Origin of the sequence: Streptomyces sp. CB02009, from assembly GCF_001905825.1 — a bacterium.
Lineage (GTDB): Bacteria > Actinomycetota > Actinomycetes > Streptomycetales > Streptomycetaceae > Streptomyces.
In genome coordinates this window covers 419,032-445,052 of record NZ_LIVV01000009.1, presented here as the reverse complement: position 1 = coordinate 445,052, position 26,021 = coordinate 419,032, and the positions used below count along the sequence as shown (strand labels likewise).

At 71.7% G+C, this 26,021-nt stretch carries 25 protein-coding genes; 13 read left to right on the top strand and 12 right to left on the bottom strand.

Annotation, left to right across the window (positions count from 1 at the left end; translation table 11 throughout):
- Nucleotides 1-60: 60 nt before the first annotated feature.
- Together AMK27_RS32705 and AMK27_RS32700 are read right to left on the bottom strand one after the other, a co-directional pair.
- Nucleotides 61-846, bottom strand: a complete 786-nt coding sequence (locus AMK27_RS32705) for an ECF subfamily RNA polymerase sigma factor, BldN family (RefSeq protein WP_073916477.1) — start codon at nt 844-846, stop codon at nt 61-63.
- Between the two features lie 498 nt (nt 847-1,344).
- Nucleotides 1,345-2,304 (bottom strand): HAD family hydrolase, encoded by a 960-nt coding sequence (locus tag AMK27_RS32700; RefSeq protein ID WP_073916474.1) that lies wholly within the window; start codon nt 2,302-2,304, stop codon nt 1,345-1,347.
- Nucleotides 2,305-2,397: 93 nt separating this feature from the next.
- Between AMK27_RS32700 and AMK27_RS32695 the strand changes: the two genes are divergently transcribed.
- The 6 genes from AMK27_RS32695 to hemB all read left to right on the top strand — a co-directional run bounded on the left by AMK27_RS32695 (nt 2,398) and on the right by hemB (nt 9,364).
- Nucleotides 2,398-2,679, top strand: a complete 282-nt coding sequence (locus AMK27_RS32695; RefSeq protein ID WP_073916471.1) for a glutaredoxin family protein — start codon at nt 2,398-2,400, stop codon at nt 2,677-2,679.
- A 272-nt stretch (nt 2,680-2,951) separates the two neighbouring features.
- Nucleotides 2,952-3,746 carry a redox-sensing transcriptional repressor Rex gene (locus AMK27_RS32690; RefSeq protein WP_073916467.1) on the top strand — a complete coding sequence of 265 codons (795 nt, stop codon included), beginning with the start codon at nt 2,952-2,954 and terminating at the stop codon, nt 3,744-3,746.
- Complete coding sequence (locus tag AMK27_RS32685; protein ID WP_073916463.1) at nt 3,743-5,098, top strand: glutamyl-tRNA reductase; 1,356 nt, start codon at nt 3,743-3,745, stop codon at nt 5,096-5,098. Before AMK27_RS32690 ends, AMK27_RS32685 begins: the two co-directional genes overlap by 4 nt.
- Nucleotides 5,095-6,081 (top strand): hydroxymethylbilane synthase, encoded by a 987-nt coding sequence (hemC, locus tag AMK27_RS32680; RefSeq protein ID WP_073916460.1) that lies wholly within the window; start codon nt 5,095-5,097, stop codon nt 6,079-6,081. The genes AMK27_RS32685 and hemC overlap by 4 nt, the downstream gene beginning before the upstream one ends.
- On the top strand, nt 6,078-7,748 hold the full coding sequence (locus AMK27_RS32675; RefSeq protein ID WP_073916457.1) for a bifunctional uroporphyrinogen-III C-methyltransferase/uroporphyrinogen-III synthase: 1,671 nt from the start codon (nt 6,078-6,080) through the stop codon (nt 7,746-7,748). Before hemC ends, AMK27_RS32675 begins: the two co-directional genes overlap by 4 nt.
- A gap of 611 nt (nt 7,749-8,359) precedes the next feature.
- Nucleotides 8,360-9,364 carry a porphobilinogen synthase gene (gene hemB / locus AMK27_RS32670; RefSeq protein WP_073916454.1) on the top strand — a complete coding sequence of 335 codons (1,005 nt, stop codon included), beginning with the start codon at nt 8,360-8,362 and terminating at the stop codon, nt 9,362-9,364.
- Nucleotides 9,365-9,379: 15 nt separating this feature from the next.
- Here the strand turns inward: hemB and AMK27_RS32665 are convergent, their stop codons facing one another.
- The gene (locus tag AMK27_RS32665; protein WP_073916450.1) at nt 9,380-10,159 is read right to left on the bottom strand and encodes a DUF4253 domain-containing protein; all 780 of its coding nucleotides are present in this window, start codon (nt 10,157-10,159) and stop codon (nt 9,380-9,382) included.
- A gap of 110 nt (nt 10,160-10,269) precedes the next feature.
- On the opposite strand from AMK27_RS32665, the gene AMK27_RS32660 reads away from it, so the two are divergent.
- Nucleotides 10,270-10,539 carry a DUF1876 domain-containing protein gene (locus tag AMK27_RS32660; RefSeq protein ID WP_073916640.1) on the top strand — a complete coding sequence of 90 codons (270 nt, stop codon included), beginning with the start codon at nt 10,270-10,272 and terminating at the stop codon, nt 10,537-10,539.
- Between the two features lie 65 nt (nt 10,540-10,604).
- On the opposite strand, the gene argS is transcribed toward AMK27_RS32660, so the two are convergent.
- Nucleotides 10,605-12,401 (bottom strand): arginine--tRNA ligase, encoded by a 1,797-nt coding sequence (gene argS, locus AMK27_RS32655; RefSeq protein WP_073916447.1) that lies wholly within the window; start codon nt 12,399-12,401, stop codon nt 10,605-10,607.
- Nucleotides 12,402-12,562: 161 nt separating this feature from the next.
- On the opposite strand from argS, the gene lysS reads away from it, so the two are divergent.
- Nucleotides 12,563-14,344 carry a lysine--tRNA ligase gene (gene lysS, locus AMK27_RS32650; RefSeq protein WP_073916443.1) on the top strand — a complete coding sequence of 594 codons (1,782 nt, stop codon included), beginning with the start codon at nt 12,563-12,565 and terminating at the stop codon, nt 14,342-14,344.
- 79 nt (nt 14,345-14,423) lie between these two features.
- Here the strand turns inward: lysS and AMK27_RS32645 are convergent, their stop codons facing one another.
- From AMK27_RS32645 to AMK27_RS32635, 3 genes are all read right to left on the bottom strand, one after another.
- Nucleotides 14,424-15,659, bottom strand: a complete 1,236-nt coding sequence (locus tag AMK27_RS32645) for a DUF2637 domain-containing protein (RefSeq protein ID WP_198955973.1) — start codon at nt 15,657-15,659, stop codon at nt 14,424-14,426.
- A 154-nt stretch (nt 15,660-15,813) separates the two neighbouring features.
- Nucleotides 15,814-16,551 carry a DUF3558 domain-containing protein gene (locus AMK27_RS32640; RefSeq protein WP_073916440.1) on the bottom strand — a complete coding sequence of 246 codons (738 nt, stop codon included), beginning with the start codon at nt 16,549-16,551 and terminating at the stop codon, nt 15,814-15,816.
- A gap of 88 nt (nt 16,552-16,639) precedes the next feature.
- Nucleotides 16,640-17,605 (bottom strand): hypothetical protein, encoded by a 966-nt coding sequence (locus AMK27_RS32635; RefSeq protein ID WP_073916436.1) that lies wholly within the window; start codon nt 17,603-17,605, stop codon nt 16,640-16,642.
- A gap of 174 nt (nt 17,606-17,779) precedes the next feature.
- Here AMK27_RS32635 and AMK27_RS32630 point away from each other — a divergent pair, with 174 nt between their 5' ends.
- A complete protein-coding gene (locus AMK27_RS32630; protein ID WP_073916433.1) occupies nt 17,780-18,973 on the top strand; it encodes an RtcB family protein in 1,194 nt (397 codons plus the stop codon).
- Between the two features lie 154 nt (nt 18,974-19,127).
- Here AMK27_RS32630 and AMK27_RS32625 read toward each other — a convergent pair whose 3' ends face one another.
- The gene (locus AMK27_RS32625; protein WP_073916430.1) at nt 19,128-19,892 is read right to left on the bottom strand and encodes an SDR family NAD(P)-dependent oxidoreductase; all 765 of its coding nucleotides are present in this window, start codon (nt 19,890-19,892) and stop codon (nt 19,128-19,130) included.
- Nucleotides 19,893-20,055: 163 nt separating this feature from the next.
- On the opposite strand from AMK27_RS32625, the gene AMK27_RS32620 reads away from it, so the two are divergent.
- The gene (locus AMK27_RS32620; protein ID WP_073916427.1) at nt 20,056-20,538 is read left to right on the top strand and encodes a hypothetical protein; all 483 of its coding nucleotides are present in this window, start codon (nt 20,056-20,058) and stop codon (nt 20,536-20,538) included.
- A gap of 5 nt (nt 20,539-20,543) precedes the next feature.
- On the opposite strand, the gene AMK27_RS32615 is transcribed toward AMK27_RS32620, so the two are convergent.
- Nucleotides 20,544-22,013 carry an FAD-dependent monooxygenase gene (locus AMK27_RS32615; RefSeq protein WP_073916423.1) on the bottom strand — a complete coding sequence of 490 codons (1,470 nt, stop codon included), beginning with the start codon at nt 22,011-22,013 and terminating at the stop codon, nt 20,544-20,546.
- A 115-nt stretch (nt 22,014-22,128) separates the two neighbouring features.
- Here AMK27_RS32615 and AMK27_RS32610 point away from each other — a divergent pair, with 115 nt between their 5' ends.
- On the top strand, nt 22,129-22,689 hold the full coding sequence (locus AMK27_RS32610) for a TetR/AcrR family transcriptional regulator (protein ID WP_073916419.1): 561 nt from the start codon (nt 22,129-22,131) through the stop codon (nt 22,687-22,689).
- 41 nt (nt 22,690-22,730) lie between these two features.
- Nucleotides 22,731-23,216, top strand: a complete 486-nt coding sequence (locus AMK27_RS32605; RefSeq protein ID WP_073916636.1) for a MarR family winged helix-turn-helix transcriptional regulator — start codon at nt 22,731-22,733, stop codon at nt 23,214-23,216.
- A gap of 40 nt (nt 23,217-23,256) precedes the next feature.
- Here the strand turns inward: AMK27_RS32605 and AMK27_RS32600 are convergent, their stop codons facing one another.
- Together AMK27_RS32600 and AMK27_RS32595 are read right to left on the bottom strand one after the other, a co-directional pair.
- Nucleotides 23,257-24,000, bottom strand: coding sequence for a Mut7-C RNAse domain-containing protein (locus AMK27_RS32600; RefSeq protein WP_073916415.1), 744 nt, complete (start codon nt 23,998-24,000; stop codon nt 23,257-23,259).
- A gap of 50 nt (nt 24,001-24,050) precedes the next feature.
- Nucleotides 24,051-24,902 carry an NAD(P)H-binding protein gene (locus tag AMK27_RS32595; protein ID WP_073916411.1) on the bottom strand — a complete coding sequence of 284 codons (852 nt, stop codon included), beginning with the start codon at nt 24,900-24,902 and terminating at the stop codon, nt 24,051-24,053.
- Nucleotides 24,903-25,023: 121 nt separating this feature from the next.
- Between AMK27_RS32595 and AMK27_RS32590 the strand changes: the two genes are divergently transcribed.
- Entirely contained in the window at nt 25,024-25,473 is a 450-nt protein-coding gene (locus AMK27_RS32590; RefSeq protein ID WP_073916407.1) for a GNAT family N-acetyltransferase, read from the top strand.
- Here AMK27_RS32590 and AMK27_RS32585 read toward each other — a convergent pair.
- On the bottom strand, nt 25,470-26,009 hold the full coding sequence (locus tag AMK27_RS32585) for a GNAT family N-acetyltransferase (RefSeq protein ID WP_073916404.1): 540 nt from the start codon (nt 26,007-26,009) through the stop codon (nt 25,470-25,472). The two genes, AMK27_RS32590 and AMK27_RS32585, sit on opposite strands and share 4 nt — an antisense overlap.
- Nucleotides 26,010-26,021: the final 12 nt, after the last annotated feature.

Here is a 26,021-nt window from a genome sequence, read left to right as displayed (position 1 = left end):
AGACGCGGGGTGCGGGGCGCGGACCGGTCCGCGGGGGCGTGTGTGGGGGGCGCGAACCGGTCAGCGGGCGTCGTCCGGGAGAAGGCGGGCCAGGGTGCGGACGGCCCGGTACTGGAGGGTCTTGATCGCTCCCTCGTTCTTCCCCATGACGCGGGCGGTCTCGGCGACCGAGAGGCCCTGGAGGAAGCGCAGCGTGACGCACTCCTGCTGCTGGGGGTTGAGGCGGCGGACCGCGTCGAGGAGTGCGGCGTTGGAGAGGGACTCCAGGACGGAGTCCTCGGGGCTGCGCTCGACCTCGTTGGCGTCGAGCATCTCGCCGGTGGTCACTTCCAGGCGGAAGCGGCTGGACTTGAAGTGGTCGGCGACCAGGTTCCTGGCGATGGTGACGAGCCAGGCGCCGAAATCGCGGCCCTGCCAGGTGAAGGTGGAGATCCGGCGCAGGGCGCGCAGGAACGTCTCACTCGTGAGGTCCTCCGCCGTCGCCTTCCCGCCCACGCGGTAGTAGATGTAGCGGTAGACGGTGTCGCTGTACTGGTCGTACAGCCGACCGAAGGCCTCGGCCTCGCCCGCCTGGGCGCGCTCGACCAGGTCCATCATGCGGGCGCTGTCGCTGTCGGCGGTGGGGCGGCGGGGGGTGGTCGAGGTTCCGGACCGGGCACCCCGTCTGCCCACGGCGGCGCCGCCGTCGGCCAGGGCATAGCAAGGGCCGGCGGGTGCCGGTGCGGCGAAGGCGAAGGCGGGGACAGGGCCGGCGTACGCGGTGGGGACGAAGCCGCGCAAACGGTCGAGGACCGTTGCGCGCAGCGTAGCCAGGCCCGAGGTGTCAACCCCGACGTGTGGGTACACGGGACTCCCAGAGGCAGAGCTTCCATCACGTGCAGTGCGGGACCGTTCACCCGTCGTGGCGACGTGAGGGGTCCTTTCTGCGTCCCAGGAGAATAACGCTTCGTACAGGCAGCGCTACACCCAGTTGCTCAAATCACCGGTTCCGTCGGTTCTGTTACTGCTTGCAGTCGGATCAAGGTGCGTTTGGTGACCGATTGTTGATCGGTTTGCTTCCGAGTGTGACAGCGTGCACGTAGCGTTGTGCTCATGTGCGGGATCGGTGAGTGATCGGGGCCGCTGCGGGGTAAGGAGCCCCGAATGCCGGGGAGTCGACCTGTGCGGTGGTGTTCGAGCACGGACGGGTGAGGGCCCCTGGTCCGGGGTTGTCGCAGATGATCGCAGCCGAAACGTATCGGCAGAGCGGTCCGGCGCACCGGAGGGGGCCGGCTTCAGTAGCCGAGTCGGCCCTCAGTGGCGGAGTCGGTCCTCAGTGGAGGCGGCCCTCGGCGGAGGCGGGCGTCAGTGGCGGCGGCGGTGCAGGGCGACCGCGGCCGCCGTGCCGCCGGCCAGCGCGCCGAGGCCCGCGGCGGCGGGGATGCCGACCTTGGCGGCCTTGCGGCCGGTCCGGTAGTCGCGCAGTCGCCAGTCCCGGTCCCTCGCGTGCTTGCGCAGCTTGGTGTCCGGGTTGATCGCGTACGGGTGGCCGACGAGCGAGAGCATCGGGATGTCGTTGTGCGAGTCGCTGTAGGCGGCGCAGCGGCTCAGGTCGAGGCCTTCGGCGGCGGCGAGGGCTCGTACCGCCTCGGCCTTCGCCGGGCCGTGCAGGGGCTCGCCGACCAGCCTGCCCGTGTAGACGCCGTCGACGGACTCGGCGACCGTGCCGAGCGCGCCGGTCAGACCGAGCCTGCGGGCGATGATCGTGGCCGTCTCTACCGGGGCGGCGGTGACCAGCCAGACCTTCTGCCCCGCGTCCAGGTGCGCCTGGGCGAGGTCGCGGGTGCCCGGCCAGATGCGGTCGGCCATGTACTCGTCGTAGATCTCCTCGCCGATCGACATCAGCTCGGAGACGCGGTGGCCCTTGACGATGGACAGGGCGCTGTCGCGGGCCTCCTGGATGTGCTCGGGGTCCTCGACGCCGGCGATCCGGAACCAGGCCTGCGCCCAGGCGAAGCGGGCGAGTTCACGGCGCTGGAAGAACTTCCGCTTGTACAGGCCGCGGCCGAAGTGGAAGATCGACGCGCCCTGCATCACGGTGTTGTCGAGATCGAAGAACGCGGCCGCCCGTACGTCGCCGACGACCGGGAACTCGGGCTCGACCGGAGTCTCGGCCTCCACGGGTTCCTGGGCCGCCGCCTCCTCCCGCTCCCGTTCCAGCTGGAGCGAGGACTTGCGCGCTGCCTCGGCAGCGGCCTCGCCTGCGAGGACGCTGCGCGCGGTTGCGGAGCGCCTACGGGGGGTGAGCCATCCCAGAGCGGCCATGCCGTGAGCATAGCCAGTCTGTTCGGTACTTCCCGACTTGTGGCGATGCCGCGGCGTGAACACTGTGGGGCTCCCCTGTTAATCAGGGACAGAATGGACGTCATGTTCGGACGGACGAAGAAGAAGACGGACGCCGGGTCGCGCACGGTGACGCTGATCGGCAAGCCGGGCTGTCACCTCTGCGACGACGCCCGCGCGGTGGTCGAGGCCGTGTGCGCGGAGACGGGGGCCCGCTGGGAGGAGAAGGACATCACCCGGGACGAGGAGCTCCACCGGGCGTACTGGGAGCAGATTCCCGTGGTCCTGGTCGACGGCGAGCAGCACACCTTCTGGCGTGTCGACGCCGAGCGGCTCCGTCGCGAACTGGGTGCGTGACCGAAAGACGGCTACCATCGTGGACGTTTTGTTGGGCTTCGGGGGCGGCGTCGTGAGGAGTGTGTGCGGTTTTGCCCCCTTCGGGTTCTCAACGCGCTGACACGCCGCGCGGTTCCGTGACGATACGAACCAGCCGCGTGACCCCGGTCACTTTGGCCGGACAAAACGGACACCATCTTTGTGCACGCGTTCACAAAGACATAGCCTGCATTCGACGGGGCGGTCTTGGGACATATGGCCGCCTGCAGCCCCGCTCATCCCGCAGGAGCACCGTGGCAACTGGCCGAACTCACCGACCGGCGACCCGTAGCCGAGGAATTCCCGAGGCCACCGTCGCCCGGCTTCCGCTGTATCTGCGCGCACTCACCGCGCTCTCGGAGCGCTCCGTACCCACGGTCTCCTCCGAAGAGCTCGCCGCCGCGGCGGGGGTCAACTCCGCGAAGCTGCGCAAGGATTTCAGCTACCTGGGCTCCTACGGCACCCGCGGAGTCGGCTACGACGTCGAGTACCTCGTCTACCAGATCTCCCGCGAGCTGGGCCTCACCCAGGACTGGCCGGTCGTCATCGTCGGCATCGGTAACCTCGGTGCCGCGCTCGCCGGCTACGGCGGCTTCGCCTCCCGCGGCTTCCGCGTCGCCGCGCTGATCGACGCCGACCCCGCCATGACCGGCAAGCCGGTCGCCGGGATCCCCGTCCAGCACAGCGACGAACTCGAGAAGATCATCGAGGAGGACGGCGTCTCCATCGGCGTCATCGCGACCCCGGCCGGCGTCGCCCAGCAGGTCTGCGACCGGCTCGTGGCCGCCGGAGTCACCTCCATCCTGAACTTCGCCCCGACCGTGCTCTCCGTGCCCGACGGCGTGGACGTACGCAAGGTCGACCTCTCCATCGAGCTGCAGATCCTCGCCTTCCACGAGCAGCGCAAGGCCGGCGAGGAGTCGAACGCCGACACCGACGCCGCCGACGCGGACACCGCCACGGCCGCCACGCCGCCGGCCCCCCGCGGAGCGACGGGCGGCAGCCGCAAGGGACCCGACGGGGACGTCCCCGCCGTGATGCCCGCATGAGCCTCCTCGTCGTCGGCCTCAGCCACCGCAGCGCCCCGGTCTCCATCCTGGAACGGGCGGCACTCGCGTCGGACACCCAGGCCAAGCTCCTCCAGGACACCCTCGCCGCCGAACCGGCCGCCGAGGGCACCGTCCTCGCCACCTGCAACCGCATCGAGCTCTACGCCGACGTGGACAAGTTCCACGCCGGCGTCGCCGAGCTGTCCACGCTGCTCGCGCAGCACAGCGGCGTCGGCCTGGACGAGCTCACCCCCTACCTCTACGTGCACTACGAGGACCGGGCCGTCCACCACCTCTTCTCGGTGGCCTGCGGGCTCGACTCGATGGTCGTCGGCGAGGGCCAGATCCTCGGCCAGATCAAGGACGCCCTCGCCCTCGGCCAGGAGCTGCACACCGCGGGCCGCCTCCTCAACGACCTGTTCCAGCAGGCCCTGAGGGTCGGCAAGCGCGCCCACAGCGAGACCGGGATCGACCGGGCCGGGCAGTCGCTCGTCACCTTCGGACTCGAGCAGCTCGCCGACGGCAGCGACGTCGACACCTGGGCCAAGGGCAAGAAGGCGCTCGTCATCGGCGCCGGCTCGATGTCCTCGCTCGCCGCCGCCACGCTCGCGCGTTCCGGCGTCTCCGAGATCGTCGTCGCCAACCGCACCCTGGCCCGCGCCGAGCGCCTCGCGCAGATCCTGAACGAGCCCGGGGGCACGGGCGTCGCCGCACACGCGGTCGAGATGGTTGCCGTCGGCGACGAACTGACACGTGCCGACGTCGTCGTCTCCTGCACCGGCGCCACCGGACTCGTCCTCACCGGCGACGACATCGAGACCGCCGTCCAGGGCCGCCGCACCCCGCTCGCCCTGCTCGACCTCGCCATGCCCCGCGACATCGACGCCGCCGCCCACCGCATCCCCGGTGTCCGGCTCGTCGACATCGAGTCGCTCGCCGAGGCCTCCGCCGACGCGCCGATGGCCGCCGACGTCGACCAGGTCCGCGGCATCGTCTCCGACGAGGTCGCCGCCTTCGGCGCCGCCCAGCGCGCCGCCCACATCACCCCCACCGTCGTCGCCCTGCGCACCATGGCCGCCGACGTGGTGGCCGGCGAGGTCGCCCGGCTCGAGGGCCGGCTGCCCGGCCTCGACGACAAGCAGCGCGCCGAGATCACCCAGACCGTGCGCCGCGTGGTCGACAAGCTCCTGCACGCGCCGACCGTGCGGGTCAAGCAGCTGGCGAGCGAGCCCGGCGGTGCCGGGTACGCGGACGCGCTGCGGACACTCTTCGACCTCGACCCGGAGACGGTGGCTTCTGTCAGCCGGGCCGACCTGAATGACGCCGACGTCAAGAACCGAGGGCGAGTATGACCGAGAGGGCACTGAGGCTCGGGACCAGGCGCAGCAAGCTCGCCATGGCCCAGTCCGGGCACGTGGCCGACGCCGTCCGGCAGCTGACCGGCCGGCCCGTCGAGCTCGTGGAGATCACGACGTACGGGGACACCTCCCGGGAGCACCTCGCGCAGATCGGCGGCACCGGCGTCTTCGTCGCCGCCCTGCGCGACGCGCTGCTCGCGGACGAGGTGGACTTCGCCGTCCACTCCCTGAAGGACCTGCCGACCGCGCAGCACCCGGACCTGGTGCTGGCCGCGATCCCGGAGCGCGAGGACCCGCGCGACGTGCTGATCGCCCGCGACGGACTGACGCTGGACCGGCTGCCCCAGGGCGCCCGGGTCGGCACCGGCTCGCCGCGGCGCATGGCCCAGCTCCACGCGTACGCGCGCAACCACGGCCTGGAGATCACCTGCGTCCCGATCCGGGGCAACATCGACACCCGGGTCGGCTACGTACGCAGCGGAGAACTGGACGCGGTGGTCCTCGCCGCGGCAGGCCTCAACCGCATCGGCGGGACGGCGGAGCTCACCGGCTCCCTGTCGCTCGACCACCTGTCGGTCGACTCCGTCCTGCCCGCCCCCGGCCAGGGGGCCCTGGCGATCGAGTGCCCGGCGTCGAACGCCGAACTCGTCACCGCGCTCGCCGAGCTCGACGACCCGCTCACCCGGGCCGCCGTGACCGCCGAGCGATCCCTGCTCGCCGCCCTGGAGGCCGGCTGCTCCGCACCCGTGGGTGCGCTGGCCGACCTGCTGGCCGACGACCCCGGTCACGGGCAGGTTGTCACCGAAATGCGCCTGCGCGGCGTCGTCGGCACCACCGACGGCTCGACGCTGGTGCAGCTGTCCACCACCGGACCCGTACCCACCTCGCACGACGAGGCCATGGCGCTCGGACGCGAACTCGCGGACGAGATGCTCGCCAAGGGTGCGGCCGGTCTTATGGGGGAGCGAGCACTTTGAACCCCACCAGCCCGACCACCAGCCCGCTGTCCCCGGCCTTCGCGGGCCATGGGCACGTCACATTCCTCGGCGCAGGCCCCGGTGACCCCGGACTCCTGACCCTCAGGGCCGTGGAGGCCCTCGCCGGAGCGGATGTCCTGATCGCCGAGCCGGAGGTGCTCGAGGTCGTTCGCGGCCACGCGCGCGCGGGGGTGAGCACGCCGGAGCTGACGGTTGTTGACGAGGCGTCAACAACCGCCGGTGTCCCCGTGTTGAGGGACGCCGCCAATCTTGTCATGGAGGCGGCGAGGGGCGGCAGGCGGGTCGTCCGTGCGGTGACCGGCGACCCCGGCCTCGACGGGAACGCCGGAGCCGAGATGCTCGTCTGCGCCGCCGAGGGCATCCCCTTCGAGGTCGTCCCCGGCGTCGCCACGGCCGTCGGCGTACCCGCGTACGCCGGTGTCCCGCTCCGCGACGCCCAGGGCACCGACGTGCGCTTCGTCGACGCCCGCACCGCCGACGAGCGGTGCTGGACCGAGGTCGGCGCCTCCGACGGCACCGTCGTCGTGTCCACCTCGCTCGACTCGGTGGCCGCGGCCGCCGGTGAACTGGTGGCGGCAGGCCGTAAGCCGGACACCCCGCTCACCGTCACCATCGCCGGCACCACCACCCGGCAGCGGACCTGGAACGCCACCCTCGGCACCATCGCCCAGGTCTTCAAGCAGGGCAAGATCCTCCCCTCGCCCGAGGGCCACCGGCCGGTCATAGCCGTGGTCGGCGAGCGCAGCGCCCCGGCGCAGCGGGACCAGCTGTCGTGGTTCGAGTCGAAGCCGCTCTTCGGCTGGCGGGTGCTCGTGCCGCGTACCAAGGAGCAGGCCGCGTCGCTCTCCGACCAGCTGCGCTCGTACGGCGCGGTGCCGCACGAGGTGCCGACCATCGCCGTCGAGCCGCCGCGCACGCCCCAGCAGATGGAGCGCGCGGTCAAGGGGCTCGTCACCGGGCGCTACGAGTGGATCGCCTTCACCTCGGTCAACGCGGTGAAGGCCGTACGGGAGAAGTTCGAGGAGTACGGGCTCGACGCGCGTGCCTTCGCCGGGATCAAGGTCGCGGCGGTGGGCGAGCAGACCGCCGCGGCGCTGGTCGACTTCGGAGTGAAGCCCGACCTGGTGCCCAGCGGGGAGCAGTCCGCCGCCGGACTCCTGGAGGACTGGCCGCCGTACGACCCGGTCTTCGACCCGATCGACCGCGTCTTCCTGCCGCGGGCCGACATCGCGACGGAGACGCTGGTCGCGGGCCTGATCGAACTCGGGTGGGAGGTCGACGACGTCACCGCCTACCGGACCGTACGGGCTTCGCCGCCGCCGGCGGACACGCGTGAGGCGATCAAGGGCGGCGGCTTCGACGCCGTGCTCTTCACGTCGTCCTCGACCGTGCGGAACCTGGTCGGCATCGCCGGGAAGCCGCACAACGTGACCGTCATCGCGTGCATCGGTCCCGCCACGGCGAAGACCGCGGAGGAGCACGGGCTGCGGGTCGACGTGCTGTCGCCCGAGCCGTCCGTGCACAAGCTGGCGGAGGCGCTGGCGGACTTCGGGCTGCGGCGTCGCGCGGCCGCGCTGGAGGCGGGGGATCCTGTGACCCGGCCCAGTGAGCGGCGGCCGGGGGCGCGGAGGCGTCGGACGACGTAGCGGGTTGCGGTTGCAGTTTGTCGGGGTGCGGGTCCTCTTTGAGGGGGCCCGCACCCTGCTTTTGCTGCGGGCTGCGGGCTGCGGGCTGCGGGCTGCGGGCTGCGGGCTGGGGGTTCTGCTGCGGGGCGCGGGGTGGGCGGTGTGTGCCGGGCCACCCCCGTTGTGGGGGTTCGTTCGGCTGGGGCGGTGCCCACCCCGGCCACCCTCGTTGTGGGCATCTGTTCCGCTGGGGCGGAACGGGTGGGCACAACGGAACGGCGCCCGTTGCCGGGCCTAGGCTTCCGTGCCTTAACCCGCACCCTTGTGCACCGTCGCTTGGGGTGCGGGTCCAGGAACAAGGGGCGGAGGCGCCGCCGAGCGCGCCGTCCCGTGTGCCCACCCGTCCCGCCCCAGCGGGACGATTGCCCACACGGGGGCGGGGTGGGGGAGGGCGGCGGGTGCGGGCCACACGGGGGTGGGGGCAGGTGGGGGAGTGCTGCGGGGGGTGGGGCCGGGTGGGCTTCGCTGTGTGGGGTGACGATCGCGGCGGCGGCGGCGGGGTGGTCGGGCGGGGCGGCATGCCCACAGGTGGTCGGTAAGAGCACTGTTTGGGCGGGCGTAGCCTCGGGGCTATGAACTCGTACGGATCCTTTCCCGGGGCGCGGCCGCGGCGGCTGCGGACGACGCCTGCCATGCGGCGGATGGTGGCCGAGACGCGGCTGCATCCCGCCGATCTGATCCTCCCCGCGTTCGTCCGCGAGGGCATCACCGAGCCCGTGCCGATCCAGGCCATGCCCGGAGTCGTCCAGCACACCCGCGACACCCTGCGGAAGGCCGCGGCCGAGGCGGTGGAGGCCGGGGTCTCCGGGATCATGCTCTTCGGCGTGCCCGCGGACGGGAAGAAGGACGCGGCGGGCACGGCCGGGACCGACCCCGACGGCATCCTTCAGGTCGCCATCCGGGACGTCCGCGCCGAGATCGGCGACGAGCTCGTCATCATGTCCGACCTCTGCCTCGACGAGTACACCGACCACGGCCACTGCGGCGTCCTCGACGCCGACGGCCGCGTCGACAACGACGCCACGCTGGAACGTTACGCCGAGATGGCCCAGGTCCAGGCGGACGCCGGCGTCCACGTCGTCGGCCCCTCCGGGATGATGGACGGCCAGGTCGGCGTCGTCCGCGACGCCCTGGACACCATCGGCAAGGAGGACGTCGCGATCCTCGCGTACACCGCGAAGTACTCCTCCGCCTTCTACGGCCCCTTCCGCGAGGCCGTCGGCTCCTCCCTCCGCGGCGACCGCAAGACCTACCAGCAGGACCCCGCCAACCTCCGCGAGTCGATGCGCGAGCTCGCCCTCGACCTGGAGGAGGGCGCCGACATGGTGATGGTCAAGCCCGCCGGGCCGTACCTCGACGTCCTCGCCAAGGTCGCCGCATCCGTGGACGTGCCCGTCGCCGCGTACCAGATCAGTGGCGAGTACGCGATGGTCGAGGCCGCCGCCGAGAAGGGCTGGATCGACCGCGACCGGGCGATCTTCGAGACCCTCACCGGCATCCGGCGGGCCGGCGCGCAGATGATCCTCACCTACTGGGCCACCGAGGTCGCCCAGAAGCTCGCCGACGCGCGCGACTAGGCCGTCTCTGTCCGCCTAGTCCCACCAGAAGGTCCAGACGGGGCTGTCCAGCAGCCCCGTCCTCGCGTATCCGCGCAGACCGCCGTCGCCGCTGCCCTGCTCCACGTTGTCCGGGCAGAACGCGAAGTGCTCCGCCGCCAGCGCCTCGGCCTCCTCCAGGGTCGTCGGCGGGGCCCCGACCGACACCACCAGCTGGTCGAAGGTGAGCGCGACGACCCGCGCCCCGAAGCGGTCCTCCCAGGACCGCAGCACCGCGCACAGCCGGGCCACGTCGTTCTCGTGGTTCAGCGGCCCCGTCCAGCCGATCACCGCCGGGATGTCCGCGCTGCGCCGCGCCGGAACCAGGGCCGGACGGGCGTCCTCCAGCCAGAAGCCCGGCTCCGTCAGCATCTCGGCGACGGCGGCCGCCGCCCCGTCCGGGTCCGTGTCGTACGCCTGCTCGGGAGCGAGGCCCGGCCAGTCGCCGCTTCCCGGTATCTCCTCGGACGCGTTCGCCCGCCAGAACCCGGCGAGGACCTCGTCCGCGTCATGGTCGGCCGGGTCGCTCATCCGCTCCGGCATCAGCTCCCACCGGTCCAGGCCCCAGTCACCGCCCAGCAGCACCGGCAGCAGTCCCGCCGTGCGGGCCGCCGGGCGCAGCGCGCCCCATGCCGACGGGCCCGCCGCCCCGTGCCCCGACCAGAGGTACGGGGCGTCCGCCGGGCCGGTGAGGGCGCCGGGCGGCAGGTCGAGGCCGAGGGAACGGCCGGTCGGATCGGCTGCGAGCCGGGGCAGCTGGTTCGGGATCATCGCCATGCCGAGAACGTACGCGGCGCCACTGACAACGAAGCGAGTGGTGGTGCGGCACGCGGCGGCGCACCCTGGAGAGGTAGCCGACAGGTACCTCGCTGGAGGTGGTCCTCATGATGCACACGCTTGTCGGATGGCATGTCGAGATGGAGTTCCAGGAGGAGGGCGACCGGACGCGGGCCGCGGCCATGGTGCGGCTCAGCGACGGCACCGAGTTCCGGGCCCACGGCACGGCCAACCGGCACCCCTCCGACCCGGACCAGCTGAGAGTGGGCGAGGAGATCGCCGGCGCACGCGCGCTGATGGACCTCGCCTCCCAGCTGCTCCAGAAGGCCCATACGGAGATCGACGAGGTCTCGGGCCGGACCTCGCACACCCTCCGCTGACGACGAGGCCCCCGGCACGGTGATCCGTACCGGGGGCCTCGCCCTTCATGCCGCTTCCGGGACCGTCAGAGGCGCTCGGGCGTCCTGATGCCCAGCAGGGCCATGCCCTGGTGCAGGGTGCGGGCGGTCAGGTCGGACAGGAAGAGGCGGTTCTCCGCGATGTCCTGCGCCGGCGCCGGCTTGATGACCGGGCACTCCGAGTAGAACGTCGTGAACAGCGAGGCCAGCTGGTACAGGTACGCGGCCAGCTTGTGCGGGGCGTACTCCGCGGCCGTCTCCTCGATCACCTCGCCGAACTGGTCCAGGTGCAGACCGAGCGCGCGCTCGGCCGGGGCCAGCTCCAGCTCCGGGTGCGCCAGCGGCGTGCGGTCGCCGGCCTTCCCGAAGATCGACTTCACACGCGCGTAGGCGTACTGCACGTACACCGACGTGTCGCCGTTCAGCGAGACCATCTGGTCCAGGTCGAACTTGTAGTCGCGCGCGGCCGACGTCGACAGGTCGGCGTACTTCACCGCGCCGATGCCGACGTACTGGCCGTTCTCGACGATCTCCGACTCGGTCAGGAGCGCCTCGCCGTTCTTCGCGAGGTAGTCGTCCGCCTTGCCGCGCACGACCGACGTCGCCCGGTCCACCGCCTCGTCCAGCAGGTCCACCAGCCTGACCGTCTCGCCCTCACGGGTCTTGAACGGCTTGCCGTCCTTGCCGAGGACCGTGCCGAACGCCAGCTGGACCGCCTTCACGTCCTCGTTCAGCCAGCCCGCCCGGCGGGCGGTCTCGAAGACCATCTTGAAGTGCAGCGACTGACGGGCGTCCACCACGTACAGCAGGGACGTCGCCTTCAGGTTCTGCACACGGTCGCGGATCGCCGAGAGGTCCGTCGCCGCGTAGCCGAAGCCGCCGTCGGACTTCTGGACGATCAGCGGCGTCGGGTTGCCGTCCGGGCCCTTCACGTCGTCGAAGAACACGCACAGCGCACCCTCGGAGCGGACGGCGACGCCCGACTCCTCCAGGATGCGGCAGGTCTCCACCAGCATGTCGTTGTAGCCGGACTCGCCGACGACGTCGCCGTCCCGGATGTCCATGTCCAGCTTGTCGAAGACCGAGTAGAAGTAGATCTTCGACTCGTCGACGAACCGCTGCCACAGGGCGAGGGTCTGCTCCTCGCCGGCCTGGAGGTCGACGACGCGCGCCCGGGCCCGCGTCTTGAACTCCTCGTCCGAGTCGAAGAGCGCGCGCGAGGCCTTGTAGAGCCGGTTCAGGTTCGACATGGCCTCCTCACCGGAGACCTCCGCGCCGTCCTCGGCCTTGTGGTCCAGCTCGTGCGGGTGCTCGATCAGGTACTGGATGAGCATGCCGAACTGGGTGCCCCAGTCGCCGATGTGGTGGCGGCGGACCACGCTCTCACCGGTGAACTCCAGGATCTCGACCATCGCGGCGCCGATCACGGCGGAGCGCAGGTGCCCGACGTGCATCTCCTTCGCCACGTTCGGCTGGGCGTAGTCGATCACCGTCGTGCCGGCCGACTCGTTGAACGGCACCCCGAGCCGGGCGTCGGCGGCGCGGGCCGCGAGGGTCCGCACGATCGCCGCGTCCGTGACCGTGATGTTCAGGAAGCCGGGGCCCGAGACCTCGATCTCCTTCAGGACGTCGTTCTCCGGGATCGCGGCGACCACCTGGGTGGCCAGCTCACGCGGATTGCCCTTGAGGCGCTTGGCCAGCGCCAGGATGCCGTTGGCCTGGAAGTCGGCCCGGTCGCTTCGTCGGAGCAGCGGGTCGGCGGACCCGGCGTCCGGCAGAGCTGCCGAGAGGCCGTCCGCGAGGCGCTGCTGCACGGTCGAAGCGAGGGAAGGGACCGAGGCCATGAGCTTCCGTTCCTGTTGAGTTCGGGGAGTTCTGCGCGTCTAAATCGCTTGTCAAGTGTCCCATGGCGGCGCAACGTGATTTCCCCGCCTGTGGACAACCGGGGGACGCGGGCGATCTCCGCCTGTGGACAACCTCGGGGAGCGCTCTTCCGTCTGGGAGAATGGCTCACGTAGCTCCCTCAGGCAGCACCCCACCCAGGAAGAAGGACGTACCGACCGTGGCTCAGAGCAGCACCGAGACCGACTGGGTCTCCCGTTTCGCGGACGAGGTCATCGCCGAGTCGGAGCGACGTGCGCCTGGCAAACCGGTCGTCGTCGCCTCCGGCCTCTCCCCGTCCGGCCCGATCCACCTGGGCAACCTCCGCGAGGTCATGACCCCGCACCTGGTCGCCGACGAGATCCGCCGCCGCGGGCACGAGGTCAGGCACCTGATCTCCTGGGACGACTACGACCGCTACCGCAAGGTGCCGAACGGCATCGAGGGCATCGACGAGTCCTGGGCCGAGCACATCGGCAAGCCGCTGACCTCGGTCCCGGCCCCCGCCGGCTCGCCCCACCCCAACTGGGCCGAGCACTTCAAGGCCGCCATGGTCGAGTCCCTGGCCGAGCTCGGCGTCGAGTACGACCCGATCAGCCAGACCGAGCAGTACACCGCGGGCACGTACCGCGAGCAGATCCTGCACGCCATGAAGCACCGCGGCGACATCGACGCCATCCTCGACCAGTACCGGACGAAGAAGGCGCCGAAGAAGCAGTCGCAGAAGGCGGTCGACGAGGCCGAGCTGGAGGCCGAGGAGGGCTCCGGCGCGGCGAACGAGGACGACGGCTCCGGCGGCTCCTCGGGCTACTTCCCCTACAAGCCCTACTGCGGGCAGTGCGAGAAGGACCTCACCACGGTCACCTCGTACGACGACGACACCACCGAGCTGGCCTACACCTGCACCGACTGCGGCTTCGCCGAGACCGTGAAGCTCAGCGAGTTCAACCGCGGCAAGCTGGTCTGGAAGGTCGACTGGCCGATGCGCTGGGCGTACGAAGGCGTCATCTTCGAGCCCTCCGGCGTCGACCACTCCTCGCCCGGCTCGTCCTTCGTCGTCGGCGGCCAGATCGTCCGCGAGATCTTCGACGGCGTCCAGCCCATCGGCCCGATGTACGCCTTCGTCGGCATCAGCGGCATGGCCAAGATGTCCTCCTCGCGCGGTGGCGTCCCGACCGCCGCCGACGCGCTCAAGATCATGGAAGCACCGCTGCTGCGCTGGCTGTACGCACGCCGCCGCCCCAACCAGTCCTTCAAGATCGCCTTCGACCAGGAGATTCAGCGGCTCTACGACGAGTGGGACAAGCTGGAGGCCAAGGTCGCCGACGGCAGCGTGCTGCCCGCCGACGCCGCCGCCCACACCCGGGCCGCCCGCACGGCCGCCGGCGAGCTTCCGCGCACCCCGCGCCCGCTCCCGTACCGCACGCTCGCCTCGGTCATGGACATCACCGCCGGCCACGACGAGCAGACCCTGCGGATCCTGACCGAACTCGACCCCGAGAACCCGGTCACCTCCCTCGACGAGGTCCGGCCGCGCCTCGACCGCGCCGAGAACTGGATCACCAACCAGGTCCCGGCCGACCAGCGCACCATCGTCCGCGAAGAGCCCGACACCGAACTCCTCGGCTCCCTCGACGACGAGGGCCGCGAGTCGCTCCGGCTGCTCCTCGAAGGCCTCGACAGCCACTGGTCGCTCGACGGGCTCACCACCCTCGTCTACGGCGTCCCGAAGGTCATGGCCGGTCTCGACGCCGAGGCCAAGCCGACGCCCGAGCTGAAGCTCGCCCAGCGCGCGTTCTTCGCCCTGCTCTACAAGCTCCTCGTCAGCCGCGAGACCGGGCCCCGACTGCCCACGCTGCTGCTCGCCGTGGGCGCGGACCGGGTGAGGAAGCTCCTCGGCGCGTGAGCGCGCGGAGGAACTGACCACGCGTGAGGGCCGCCACCCGGAAACCGGGTGGCGGCCCTCACGCGTACTCCCGAGCGGATCAGGGAGTGCGGTACTCCTGCATGTCCTGCTGGATCCGCTGCTGGACCTCGGGGATCACCTGGTGGAGCAGCTCCGGATTACGGAGCTGCTCGACGCCGTAGTGATCGGCCACCAGCCGTTCGAGCTCCTGGGTCTCGGGGAAGCGGTCGTTCTCCACCGCGTACGCCCAGGTCTGCTTGTAGACGACCTCGCGGAACTCCTCGACCTCCTGCGGCTCCGGCTGCTCCTCCACGTACTCGGGATACTCGACGAACTCCTCCGGCCCCGGCGGCGGAACGTCCTCCGGACCGAGCGGCACCGGCACCGGGATCGGCTCCAGACCGTCGACGATCTGCGGGTTGTACGAACCCTGGTAGCCGTCCGGCCGCGCCTGCCCCGCGAACCACGGGCTGCCCTCGGCATCCTCCGGCGCATCGGGAAGCGGCTGCGGCGCGGCCGCGAGCTGCACCGGCTGGGGCTGCTGGGCCGACTGGAGAGGCTGCGGCGCCTGAGGCTGCTGAGGCAACAGCGGCGACCCGCCCTGCGGCTGCGGAGGCAGCACGGCCGGCTCGATACCGGCCGCCGCGAGACCCGCCGCCGCCGTCTCCGCGAGCGGCACCCCGTACCGCGCCAGACGCAGCGGCATCAACGCCTCCACCGGCGCCTTACGGCGCCAGCTCCGGCCGAAACGCGCCTGGAGACGCGCCTGGTAGATCAGCCGCTCCTGCTCCAGCTTGATCACCTGCTCGTACGAACGGAGCTCCCACAGCTTCATCCGGCGCCACAACCGGAACGTCGGCACCGGCGACAGCAGCCAGCGGGTCAGCCGGACGCCCTCCATGTGCTTGTCCGCGGTGATGTCCGCGATCCGGCCCACCGCGTGCCGCGCGGCCTCCACGGCCACGACGAACAGGATCGGGATCACCGCGTGCATCCCGACACCCAGCGGGTCGGGCCAGGCGGCCGCACCGTTGAACGCGATCGTCGCCGCCGTCAGCACCCACGCCGTCTGCCGCAGCAGCGGGAACGGGATCCGCAGCCACGTCAGCAGCAGATCCAGCGCGAGCAGCACACAGATGCCCGCGTCGATGCCGATCGGGAAGAAGTACGAGAAGGTGCCGAAGCCCTTCTGCACGGCGAGCTCGCGCACCGCCGCGTACGAACCCGCGAAACCGATCCCCGCGATGATCAGCGCACCGGCGATGACGAGGCCGATGAGTATTCGGTGTGTCCGTGTCAGCTGCATCGCGGCCACCCGCGATCCCCTCCCCGTCAATCGACATCTCGCGCGCACAGACTGGCACATGTGCGCGAAGCCCGGCCCCCGGGGGAGGGACGGGCTCCGCATCGACGTGCCACTCTGCGCGGGTTTGCGACCGGTTGTCGGTCTTCGCCCGCGCCGCTCGCGCCTACTTGTTCGCGGCGGCGACCGCGGCGACGGCCTCCTTGGCCGCCTTCACCGCACCACTCATGATCGTCTTGTCCGACGGGGTGTCCGCACCCGCGTACCCGGCACCGTTGTACGACAGCAGCACCAACACATTGCCCGTGCGCGCCACGATGGACCCGTAGACGAAATCCTCGTCCGTCTTGCGCAGCTGGTACGCGACCGACTTCGCCTCGTCGCCGATGCCCGTCGCCGTCGCGGTGCGGAGCTTCTTCGCGCCCGAGGTCGCCTCGATCTTGGCGAGCTCCTTCGCCAGGTTCTCCTGCGCACGCTCCTGACCACTGCCGAGCGCGGCGTCCGACTCGTACCGGTAGAAGGACACGTCCAGCCAGCGGTACTGCGAACCCTTCACACCCTTGTCGTCCAGACCGTTCCACGAGCAGCCGCTCCGGCTGCCGAGGTCACTGGACACGGCCGGCGTGCCGTTCTTCGTCTTCGCCTTCGGCACCAGCGACGACGTCGTCTTCGCGACGATCGCCTTGCACGCCGCCGGCAGCTTCGCGAACTTCGCCAGCTCGACCGCCTTCGTCGTCTGCGAGGGCGAAGGGGTCGCCGAGGCCGACGAGGACGCCTTGTCCTTCGAACCCGTCGCACCGGACCCGCTGTCGCCGGAGTCCGAGGAGCAGCCTGCGACGACGAGCATCACCGGGACGGCGGCGCAGGCGAGTATGCGGGTGAGTCGCGGGGCTGTTCGCTGCATGGTTCCTTCAGTCGCTTGTCGTACGGGTCCGGCCGGTACGCCGACACGTTACGTGGTGTCCCTCCCCTCACGGAGCGGGTGCGGACCGCTACTCCTCCAGGCGCTCCGCGAGCAGCCGGGCCAGATTCCGGGCCTTTTCCTGCAGCTCCGCGCTGTCCGGGGCCTCGGCCAAACCCGTCGTCTGCTCCCGGTACGAGACGGTCACGATGACGTTGGATGTGCGGAACACCACGCTCACGGCACGCTGATGGCCGTTCGCGCCGACCGTGCTCAGCGTGTCGTCGAGGTACGCGACGTTCCCGAGGCCCGGGAGGACGCGGGGCTCGAGCCCGGTCGGGGAGGGGCCCGAGGGCGTGGCTCCGGAGGAGGGCGCGGTGGCCCCAGCGGGGGGCTTGCCCGACGGGGCGCCGGCGGCGTCACCGGGCTTGGTCTCCGCACCCGCCGTCCCGGCCGCCGCCTGCGTCGCGCCCGGGACCGGGCCGCTCGCCGTGGGGCTGCCCGGTGACACCGGGGCCGAGGGCGTCGTCGTGGGCGGGGTGGTGGCCGGCGGCGCGGTGGTCGGCGGCGCGGTCGGGGGCAGCGGGATGCCCGCCGCGAGCTGCTTGCGGACGTACACCTCCTGCGCCCGGTCGTCGTCGCTGACGGCGGTGTCGTACGAGACGACCCGCTCGATGTCGAGCGCCAGCCGGTGCGAGATGTCCGGGGTGTCCGCCTTCCAGGTGCAGCCCACCCGCCGGTCGGTGTCGTACGTCACGGAGGCGACACCGCGGTACGCCTTGTCGCGCTCGGCGTCGGCGAGGGCGGCTGCGCCCGGGAGCAGGTCCTTGAGCGTCGCCTGGGGGACGGCGCCGCAGGGCTCGAAGAGCGTGCGGTAGCGGCCCGGGGGCGCGACGGCCGCGGCGGGGCCTGCCTTGGCGTCGACGGCGATGTCGTCGGCCGGGGTGCCGGACGAGCAGCCCGTGAGGCCGATTCCGAGGCCGAGGCCGAGTGCGAGGACGACGGCGGTACGAGCCGTGGACCCGGTGCGGCCGGGGGTGTACCTCTTTCGCTGCACGCTCCCAGGCTCCCTTCTCCCGAGGTCTTTCCCGAAAACTGTTTGCCGCGCGAACCCGGCCGATGGACACAATGTCTATCGCACACGCAGCTGTTGATGCCGGTCCGCTGTCACCTGTACGGGCTTTGGCGCCGGTTTTTGCGTTATCAGACTTTTCGGGGGAATCGAGGGAGTATGTCGTACGTAGAGGTACCGGGGGCGAAAGTTCCGATCCGGATGTGGGCCGACCCCGCCACGGTGGAGGGCGGTGCCATGCAGCAGCTGCAGAACGTGGCGACGCTGCCGTGGATCAAGGGCCTCGCCGTGATGCCCGACGTGCACTACGGCAAGGGCGCGACGGTCGGTTCGGTGATCGCGATGCAGGGGGCGGTCTGCCCCGCGGCGGTCGGTGTGGACATCGGCTGCGGCATGTCGGCGGTCAAGTCCTCCCTGACGGCGAACGACCTGCCGGGTGACCTGTCGAGGCTCCGCTCGAAGATCGAGCAGGCGATTCCGGTGGGCCGGGGCCTGCACCGGTCGGAGGTGGACCCGGGGCGGCTCTACCAGTTCCCGACGTCGGGGTGGGACGACTTCTGGTCGCGGTTCGACGGGGTGGCGGATGCGGTCAAGTTCCGCCGGGAGCGCGCTGCTCTGCAGATGGGAACCCTTGGCTCGGGGAATCATTTTGTGGAGCTATGTGTCGATACGTCCGATTCGGTATGGCTCATGCTGCACTCGGGCTCGCGGAACATCGGCAAGGAACTCGCGGAGTTCCACATCGGTGAAGCGCAGAAGCTGCCCCACAACCAGGGCCTCGTTGATCGCGACCTCGCGGTGTTCGTCGCGGACACGCCGCAGATGGCGTCCTACCGGCACGACCTCTTCTGGGCCCAGGAGTACGCGAAGTACAACCGCGCGATCATGATGGCGCTCTTCCAGGAGGTCGTCCGCCGGGAGTTCCGCAAGGCCCGGGTGACCTTCGACCAGGTGATCTCCTGCCACCACAACTACGTGGCGGAGGAGCGGTACGAGGGCATGGACCTGCTGGTCACCCGGAAGGGCGCGATCCGGGCAGGCTCCGGGGAGTTCGGGATCATCCCGGGCTCGATGGGCACCGGTTCGTACATCGTGAAGGGCCTGGGCAACGCGGCGTCCTTCAACTCGGCCTCGCACGGCGCGGGCCGGAAGATGAGCCGGAGCGCTGCGAAGAAGCGCTTCTCGACGCGCGACCTTGAGGAGCAGACGCGGGGTGTGGAGTGCCGTAAGGACTCCGGCGTCGTGGACGAGATCCCGGGGGCGTACAAGCCGATCGAGAAGGTCATCGAGCAGCAGCGGGACCTGGTGGAGGTCGTCGCCAAGCTGAAGCAGGTCATCTGTGTGAAGGGGTGAGGCTGCTTGTCGGTGGGGCCTGGTGCGCATGTGCACCAGGCCCCACTTGTCTGAGCGGCGGCGCGTGGGTTCTTCGGGCGGCAGGGGAGCCTGCCCTGCCCTCGGAAGCGTGATCCAGCCGGCTCACCCGAACGTGGACGTCGGCGGCGTGGTGTCAGAGGTCGCGGTGGACCTTGGTGTTGGAGGCCTGGGCGCGGGGGCGGACGACCAGGAGGTCGATGTTGACGTGCGGGGGGCGGGTGCAGGCCCAGGTGATGGTGTCGGCCACGTCGTCCGCGGTGAGGGGTTCGGTCACGCCGGCGTAGACCTTGGCGGCCTTCTCGGTGTCGCCGCGGAAGCGGGTGGTGGCGAACTCGTCGGTCTTGACCATGCCGGGGGCGATCTCGATGACGCGGACCGGGGTGCCGACGATCTCCAGGCGGAGGGTTTCGGCGAGGACGCGGGCGCCGTTCTTCGCGACGACGTAGCCGGCGCCGCCCTCGTAGGTGGAGTGGCCGGCGGTCGAGGAGAGGACGACGACGGTGCCGTCGCCGCTCGCGGTGAGGGCCGGGAGCAGGGCCTGGGTCATGTGGAGCGTGCCGATGACGTTGACCTCGTACATCTGGCGCCAGTCGGCGGGGTCGCCGGTGGCGACGGGGTCGGCGCCGAGGGCGCCGCCGGCGTTGTTGACGAGGACGGCGAGGGTCTGGAAGGCCGTGGCGAACTCGTCGACGGCGGTGCGGTCGGTGACGTCGAGGGCGTAGGCGGTGGCCTGGTGGCCGGCCTCGTTGATCTCGGCGGCCAGTTCCTCGATGCGGTCCTTGCGGCGGGCGGTGAGTACCACGCGGTAGCCGGCGGCGGCGAGCTGCCTGGCCGTGGCGGCGCCGATTCCGCTGCTCGCTCCGGTGATGACGGCGATGGGGGTACCGGGGGCGGTCATGACGTCGTGCTCCTCGCGCAGGTGGTCGATGGGGTCGATCGCCCGGCCAAGGATAGGCGGCGTCGATCGGGCGGGGCGCGGTGTGTGGGGGGTCGTCCGCCCGGGGGACACGCTGGCTGAGAGGTTGTCAGGAGATCAGATGTTCTGTGGTTATTTTGTGCTTATGCGTGGATTGCGGAAGGCTGTGCTCGGGGTCGCCCTCGCGGCCGCGGTGGTGATGGGCGCGGGTGCGAGTGCCGGTGCCGTGGGGCCGGTGGTGGGGCCCGAGGCGGATCTGTCCCATCACGGTCATGTCTCCCTCTGGGGCGGGCAGGTCGGGGTGTGGCTGGTCAGTGAGAACTTCGGTCCCGCCGATCTCTCCCAGGCGACGGTCCGGCTCGCGTTCTCGGTGCCGATGGCGGGTGGTCAGGAGCTGCCCGAGGCCTGTCTGTGGAGCAGCGACCGGGTGGTCTCCTGCCGGACGGGTGAGCTGCCGGCCGCGGGGGGCGCCGGTGAGCTGGTGCTCGACCTGCGGACCGCGGGCCTTCCGGACGAGCTGACCGTGGACGTCACCACGGCCTGGCGGGACGGGGTGGCGGACCGGAATCCGGCGAACGACCGGCATCGGGTGCTGGTGCTCGCCACGGGTGACCTCTACGTCTTCTGAGGGGTTCAGCCGTTCGTCCAGTGGATGTAGCCGTCGGGGCGGACGAGTACCGCGGTCTTCTTTGCCGGGTCCGTCCAGGTGGCCCGGACCAGGTGCTCGGGGGAGACCGGGGCCGTCTTCGGGAGGGGCGGCGCCTCGCCCTCGGGGGTGATCAGGACGAACTCGCCCGCGCGCAGCAGTTCGTGGAGGCGGCCTTCGCGGAGTCGTACGTCCGGTGCGCGGCGGCCGGCCGGGCGCTTGGAGCCGGTCGGGGGCGCGTACGCGATGCCGAGTCCGCTGATCATGCCCATGGCGCGGGTGGAGGCGGGTCGCAGCACGCTCAGGAGTCGGGCGGCGAGGGCGCGGGCGGCGCGGGTGAGCGGGGTGTGGGCCATCGCGAGGCGCACGAGCGCGCCGCTGGTGCGGAGTACGGCGGCGCCGACGGGGTGGCGCTCGGACTGGTAGCTGTCGAGGAGGGCTTCGGGGTCGGGGGCGTCGCCGCGCAGGACGGCGGTGAGTTTCCAGGAGAGGTTGGCGGCGTCCTGGAGCCCGGTGTTCATGCCCTGGCCGCCGGCGGGGGAGTGGACGTGGGCGGCGTCTCCGGCGAGGAGGACCCGGCCCACGCGGTACGAGGGGACCTGGCGCTCGTCGCTGTGGAAGCGGGAGATCCAGCGGGGGTCGTGCATGCCGAGGTCGGTGCCGAGTGCGCGGCGGGTGATCTCGCGGATCTCGTCCAGGTCGACGGGTTCGGTGTCGGGGACCTGGCGGGTGCGGCTCCAGCCCATGACCCGGTACCAGCCGTCGCCGAAGGGGGCGAGGAAGGCGAAGGTGTCGCCGGAGCCGCTGACGCTGAAGGCGTCGGCCGGCTCCTCCGCGAGGCGGACGTCGGCGAGGACGAGGGAGCGGATCACGGATCCGCCGGGGAAGGGCAGGCCCAGGGCGGTGCGGACGGCGCTGCGGACGCCGTCGGTGCCGACCAGGTGGCGGGCGGTGAGGGTGAGCGGGGTGCCGTCCGGGTCGGTGAACTCGGCTGTCACCGTGTCGGTGTCCTGGTGGAGTCCGCGCAGCTCCGTGCCGTAGCGGAAGGTGACGCCGGCGGACTCGGCCCGGCGCTCCAGGAGGCGCTCGACCTCGTACTGCGGGGTGACGAGCAGGTGGTTGAAGCGGCTGGGCAGTCGGGTGAGGTCGAGGTCCAGTCGGCCGAAGAGCCGTGCGGTGCCGAGGGTCGTGCCGGTGGCGACGAGCTCGTCCGCGAGGCCGCGGGCGTCGAGCTGCTCCAGGGTGCGGGCGTGGACGCCGAAGGCGCGGGTCATGTTGGCGAGGCCGTGCGGGCGGCGCTCGACGAGGGTGACGTCGATGCCGGCGGTGGCGAGGTCGCCGGCGAGGAGCAGGCCGGTGGGGCCGGCGCCGATGACGAGGACCTGGGTGTCCGTCGGGGCGGTGCGCCCGGTGCTCTCGGTGGTGCGGGGGGTCTCGGGTGTGTCCGCGGTGCTCATGGCTGCCTCCAGGGTGCCCACGGCCGTTGGCCAACGGCTGTTGGTCAACGCTTGTTGGCAACGATAGAGGCCGCCCTGATGGAATGTCAACGCCCGTTGGCCTACAGTTGTTGGTATGACGACCGCCCGCCGTTCCGACGCCACCAGAGCCGCCATCCTGGAGGCCGCCCGCGAGCGCTTCGCCTCCGACGGGTACGACCGCGCCACCATCCGGGCCATCGCCCGGGACGCCGGGATCGATCCGTCGATGGTCATGCGCTACTACGGCAACAAGGAGGGCCTGTTCGCCGCCGCCTCGGAGATCGAGCTGCACCTGCCCGAGCTGGGCGGCCTGCCCGCGCGGCACATCGGGGCCGTCCTGGTCACCCACTTCCTGGAGCGCTGGGAGCGGGACGACGTCCTCACCGGGCTCCTGCGGGTGGGGGTAACCAACGAGGCCGGGGCGGAGCGGATGCGGGCGGTCTTCGCCGAGCAGCTCGGGCCCGTCACCCGGGGGGTCTGCCCCGACCCGGAGGAGGCGCCGCGGCGGGCGGCGCTCGTCGCGTCCCAGATCCTCGGCATGGCGCTCACCCGCTATGTCCTGCGGCTGTCGCCGCTCGTCGAGATGACGCCCGAGGAGGTCGTGGCCTGGCTGGGCCCGACCGTGCAGCGCTATCTGACCGCCGAGGCCCCCTGAGGGTCGGGGCGGGGGCGGTGTCCGGTTCGTACAATCTCTGCATGACGCAGAAGAGTTCAGGCCGGCGCGGGGCCCTGATGACCGAGCTGTACGGGGAGGCCCGCCGCTACATGGCGGCGTACGCCCTGTTCAACCAGGCCGTCGCCGACCGCCTGGGGCTCCACCCGACCGATGTGCAGTGCCTGAACCTGCTCAGTCTGGAGGAGGGGCCGGTGACCACCGGGCGGGTCGCCGAGCTGACCGGGCTCACCACCGGCTCCGCGACCCGGCTCGTCGACCGCCTGGAACGGTCCGGCTACGTCACGCGCGAGCGGGACACCGAGGACCGGCGCCGGGTACTGGTGGCCCTCGTGCCCGAGCGCGTCGCCGAACTCGGGGCTCTGTGGCGCAAGCTCAACAGCACCTGGGGCACGATGTTCGACGTCTACAGCGACGCCGAGCTCGCCCTGCTCATCGCCCATATGCGGCGCACCGTCGAGATCAGCGCCGCGCAGATCGAGCGGCTGCGCGGCGGCGCCCTGGACTGACCGCGCCGGGCGGCCGGCGCGGTGGCGGCGCCGGAGCGGCTCAGCCGGCCGTCGTGGCGCCGCCGAACTCGCGTACCGCGTCCGAGACGATCGCCTCCAGCCGGGCGTGGTGGGCGCCGCGCCAGTAGACCCGGCCGCACTCCACGCACTCGGCGAACACGTCGTACGACTTCTCCGTGCCCTGCTCCAGGCGCTGGCGCACCGCGTCCTTGTCGGCGTCGCTCAGCCGCCCGTTGCACGCCGTGCAGCGCGTCCAGGGCGTGAGCGGCGGCGCGAAGCGCTCCAGGACGTCGCGGAGCTGGTCGTCCGGGCGGTCACTGTAGATGTAGGCCCCCGCCCACAGTTCGCGGCGGCGGAGCAGGCCGCGGTCGCGCGAGAGCATGACGCGCCGCTCGCGCGCGGACAGCGCGGCCAGGGCGGGGTCGCCGATGTCCTCGCTCTCGTACGCCGCGTCCACCCCGAGCAGCCGAAGCCGCCGGGCCAGCGTGCCGAGGTGCACGTCGAGCAGGAACCGGAGGGGTGCGCCGGGGCGCACCGGCTGCGGGCGGGCGACGCTCTCCACCTCGACGGTCTCGCCCGCCGCGGCGACGTAGGAGACGTCGACGGGCCGTCCGTCGACCAGCAGCCGGCCGGCCTCGGTGAGCGGTACGCCGAGGGACTCCACGACGTGGCCGAGCGAGGAGGCGCCGTCGGTGGTCACGGGCGTGCGGCCCGCGCGGCGGTCGGCCGAGACGAAGAGCCCCAGGTCGGGGGCGAAGCTGATGTGGATCTCCGGTCCGTTCACGGGGACAGGATCGCATCGGGGCGGGACGGGCGGCCAGGGAATTCGGCGGGTCAGGGGCGGAAGTCCTCCTCGTGGTCGGCGGCCCAGGCGGCGAAGGTGCGGGCCGGGTGACCGGTCAGTTCCTCGACCGTGCGGGTCAGCGGCGTCGGCCGGCCGTCGTGGGCGGCCCAGTAGGAGAGCAGGGCGTCGGCGAAGGGCTCCGGCATGAAGCCGGTGACCGACGCCTTCCACTCCTCGGGAGTCACGACGGTGTGCGGCGCGGGCCGCCCGGTCACCTCGGCGAGCACCGCCAGCTGCTCGACGAAGGTCAGCGACTCGGGGCCCGTCAGGAGGTACGAGGAGCCGCGCAGCCGGGGCTCGGTGAGGGCCGCGAAGGCCGCCTCGGCGACATCGCGCTCATGGATCGGGTCGCCGTGGGAGTGCGGGTGGGGCAGTGCGGGTCCCCGTCCGTCCCGGAGGGGCCGGGCCCACTGCAGGGCGTTGGTGGCGAAGGCGCCCGGCTGGAGGTGGGTCGCCTCGAAGAACCCGGCGTCCGCGGCGGCGGAGAGGGCGCGCTCGGCGGCGAGGTGGGAGGCGGCGATCGGGTTGTCGGCGGCGTCCGGGGCGAGGACGGAGCTGGAGGAGAGCAGGACGACGTGCTCGACGCCGGCGGCGCGGGCCCGCTCGGCGAAGGTCCCGGCATGGCCGGCCTCGGCGTACAGGAAGACGGAGTCGACGCCGGTCAGGGCGGTGTCGAAGGTGGCCGGGTCGGTGAGATCGCAGCGCACGGTGTCGACCCCGGGCGGTGGGGAGAGGTCCGCGGGGTTCTTGGATGCGGCTCTCGCCTTGAGTCCGGCGGCGTCGAGGAGGCCGAGCAGGGTGGAGGCGACGCGGCCGCGGCTGCCGGTGACGAGAACGGTCATGAGGGGTCCTTCCGGAGAGGCGACTGTTTCCTTCGTGGCGCATCATCTGCGTCACGCAGATAAATATCCAGCCTCCTGCCGTGTCCGTCAACCCGGAGAAGACCTGAGGTACCGTCCCGGCATGAAGATCATCGACCTCGAGCCCGGCGATCCCCGGCTGGAGAACGACCTCCTGCCCGTCCTCCGCGAACTCCGCCCCCACCTCACCCCGGAGCTCTTCCGCGAGGTGTACGGGACCGGGCATGCCCAGGGACTGCGCTTCAGCGCCGCCTACAGCGACGAGGGCCGCTGCGTCGGCGCGGCCGGCTGGCGGATCGTCGTCAACACCAGCACCCTGCGGAGTCTCTACGTCGACGACCTCGTGACCGCCGCCGCCACCCGCTCCACCGGGGTCGGCCACGCGCTCGTCGCCCATCTGGAGGGCCACGCGCGCGCGGCCGGCTGCCACGAGTTCACCCTGGACTCCGGCACCCACCGCACCGGAGCCCACCGCTTCTACCTGCGCGAGCGCTTCGACATCGTGGCCTTCCACTTCGCCCGGTCGCTCGCCGCACCGGACGACGCCTCCTAGGCGTCCCCGGCCCGCTCCTCCAGGTCGAGACGCCAGTCGTTGCAGCGCATCGGGTGCCCCGGCGGGTACTCGAAGTCCCGCTCGCCGAGCAGCTCGAACCCGGCCTTGCGGCACACCGCGTTCGACGCGGCGTTCTCCGTCGAGGGGAACGCGTGGAGGAAGCGGTGGAGGCCCGCGGCCCGGGCCTCCGCGGCCACCGCGCGCGTGGCGGCGCTCGCCACGCCCCGGCCCTGGAAGCCCGGCAGCACGGCCCACCCGGTCTCGTACACCGGCTCGCCGTCGTCGGTCCGCACCCAGAAGCCGATGCTGCCGGCCACGGCCTCCTCCGGCAGCAGCACGATCCGGTACATGCGCCCCGCGCCCGGCTCGTCGGCGCTCAGCTCCACGTACCGCCGGTGGCGCCGGACGAGCTGCTCCTCCGTCTCCGGCCCTCCGAGGTGATCCATCAACTCCGGTGCGTTCAGCGCGCGCAGCAGGCCGGCGTCGGCCTCCGACCAGGGTTCGAGCCGCACGGGCGAGGGGGTGTCGGTGTCCATCTCCGTACGGTA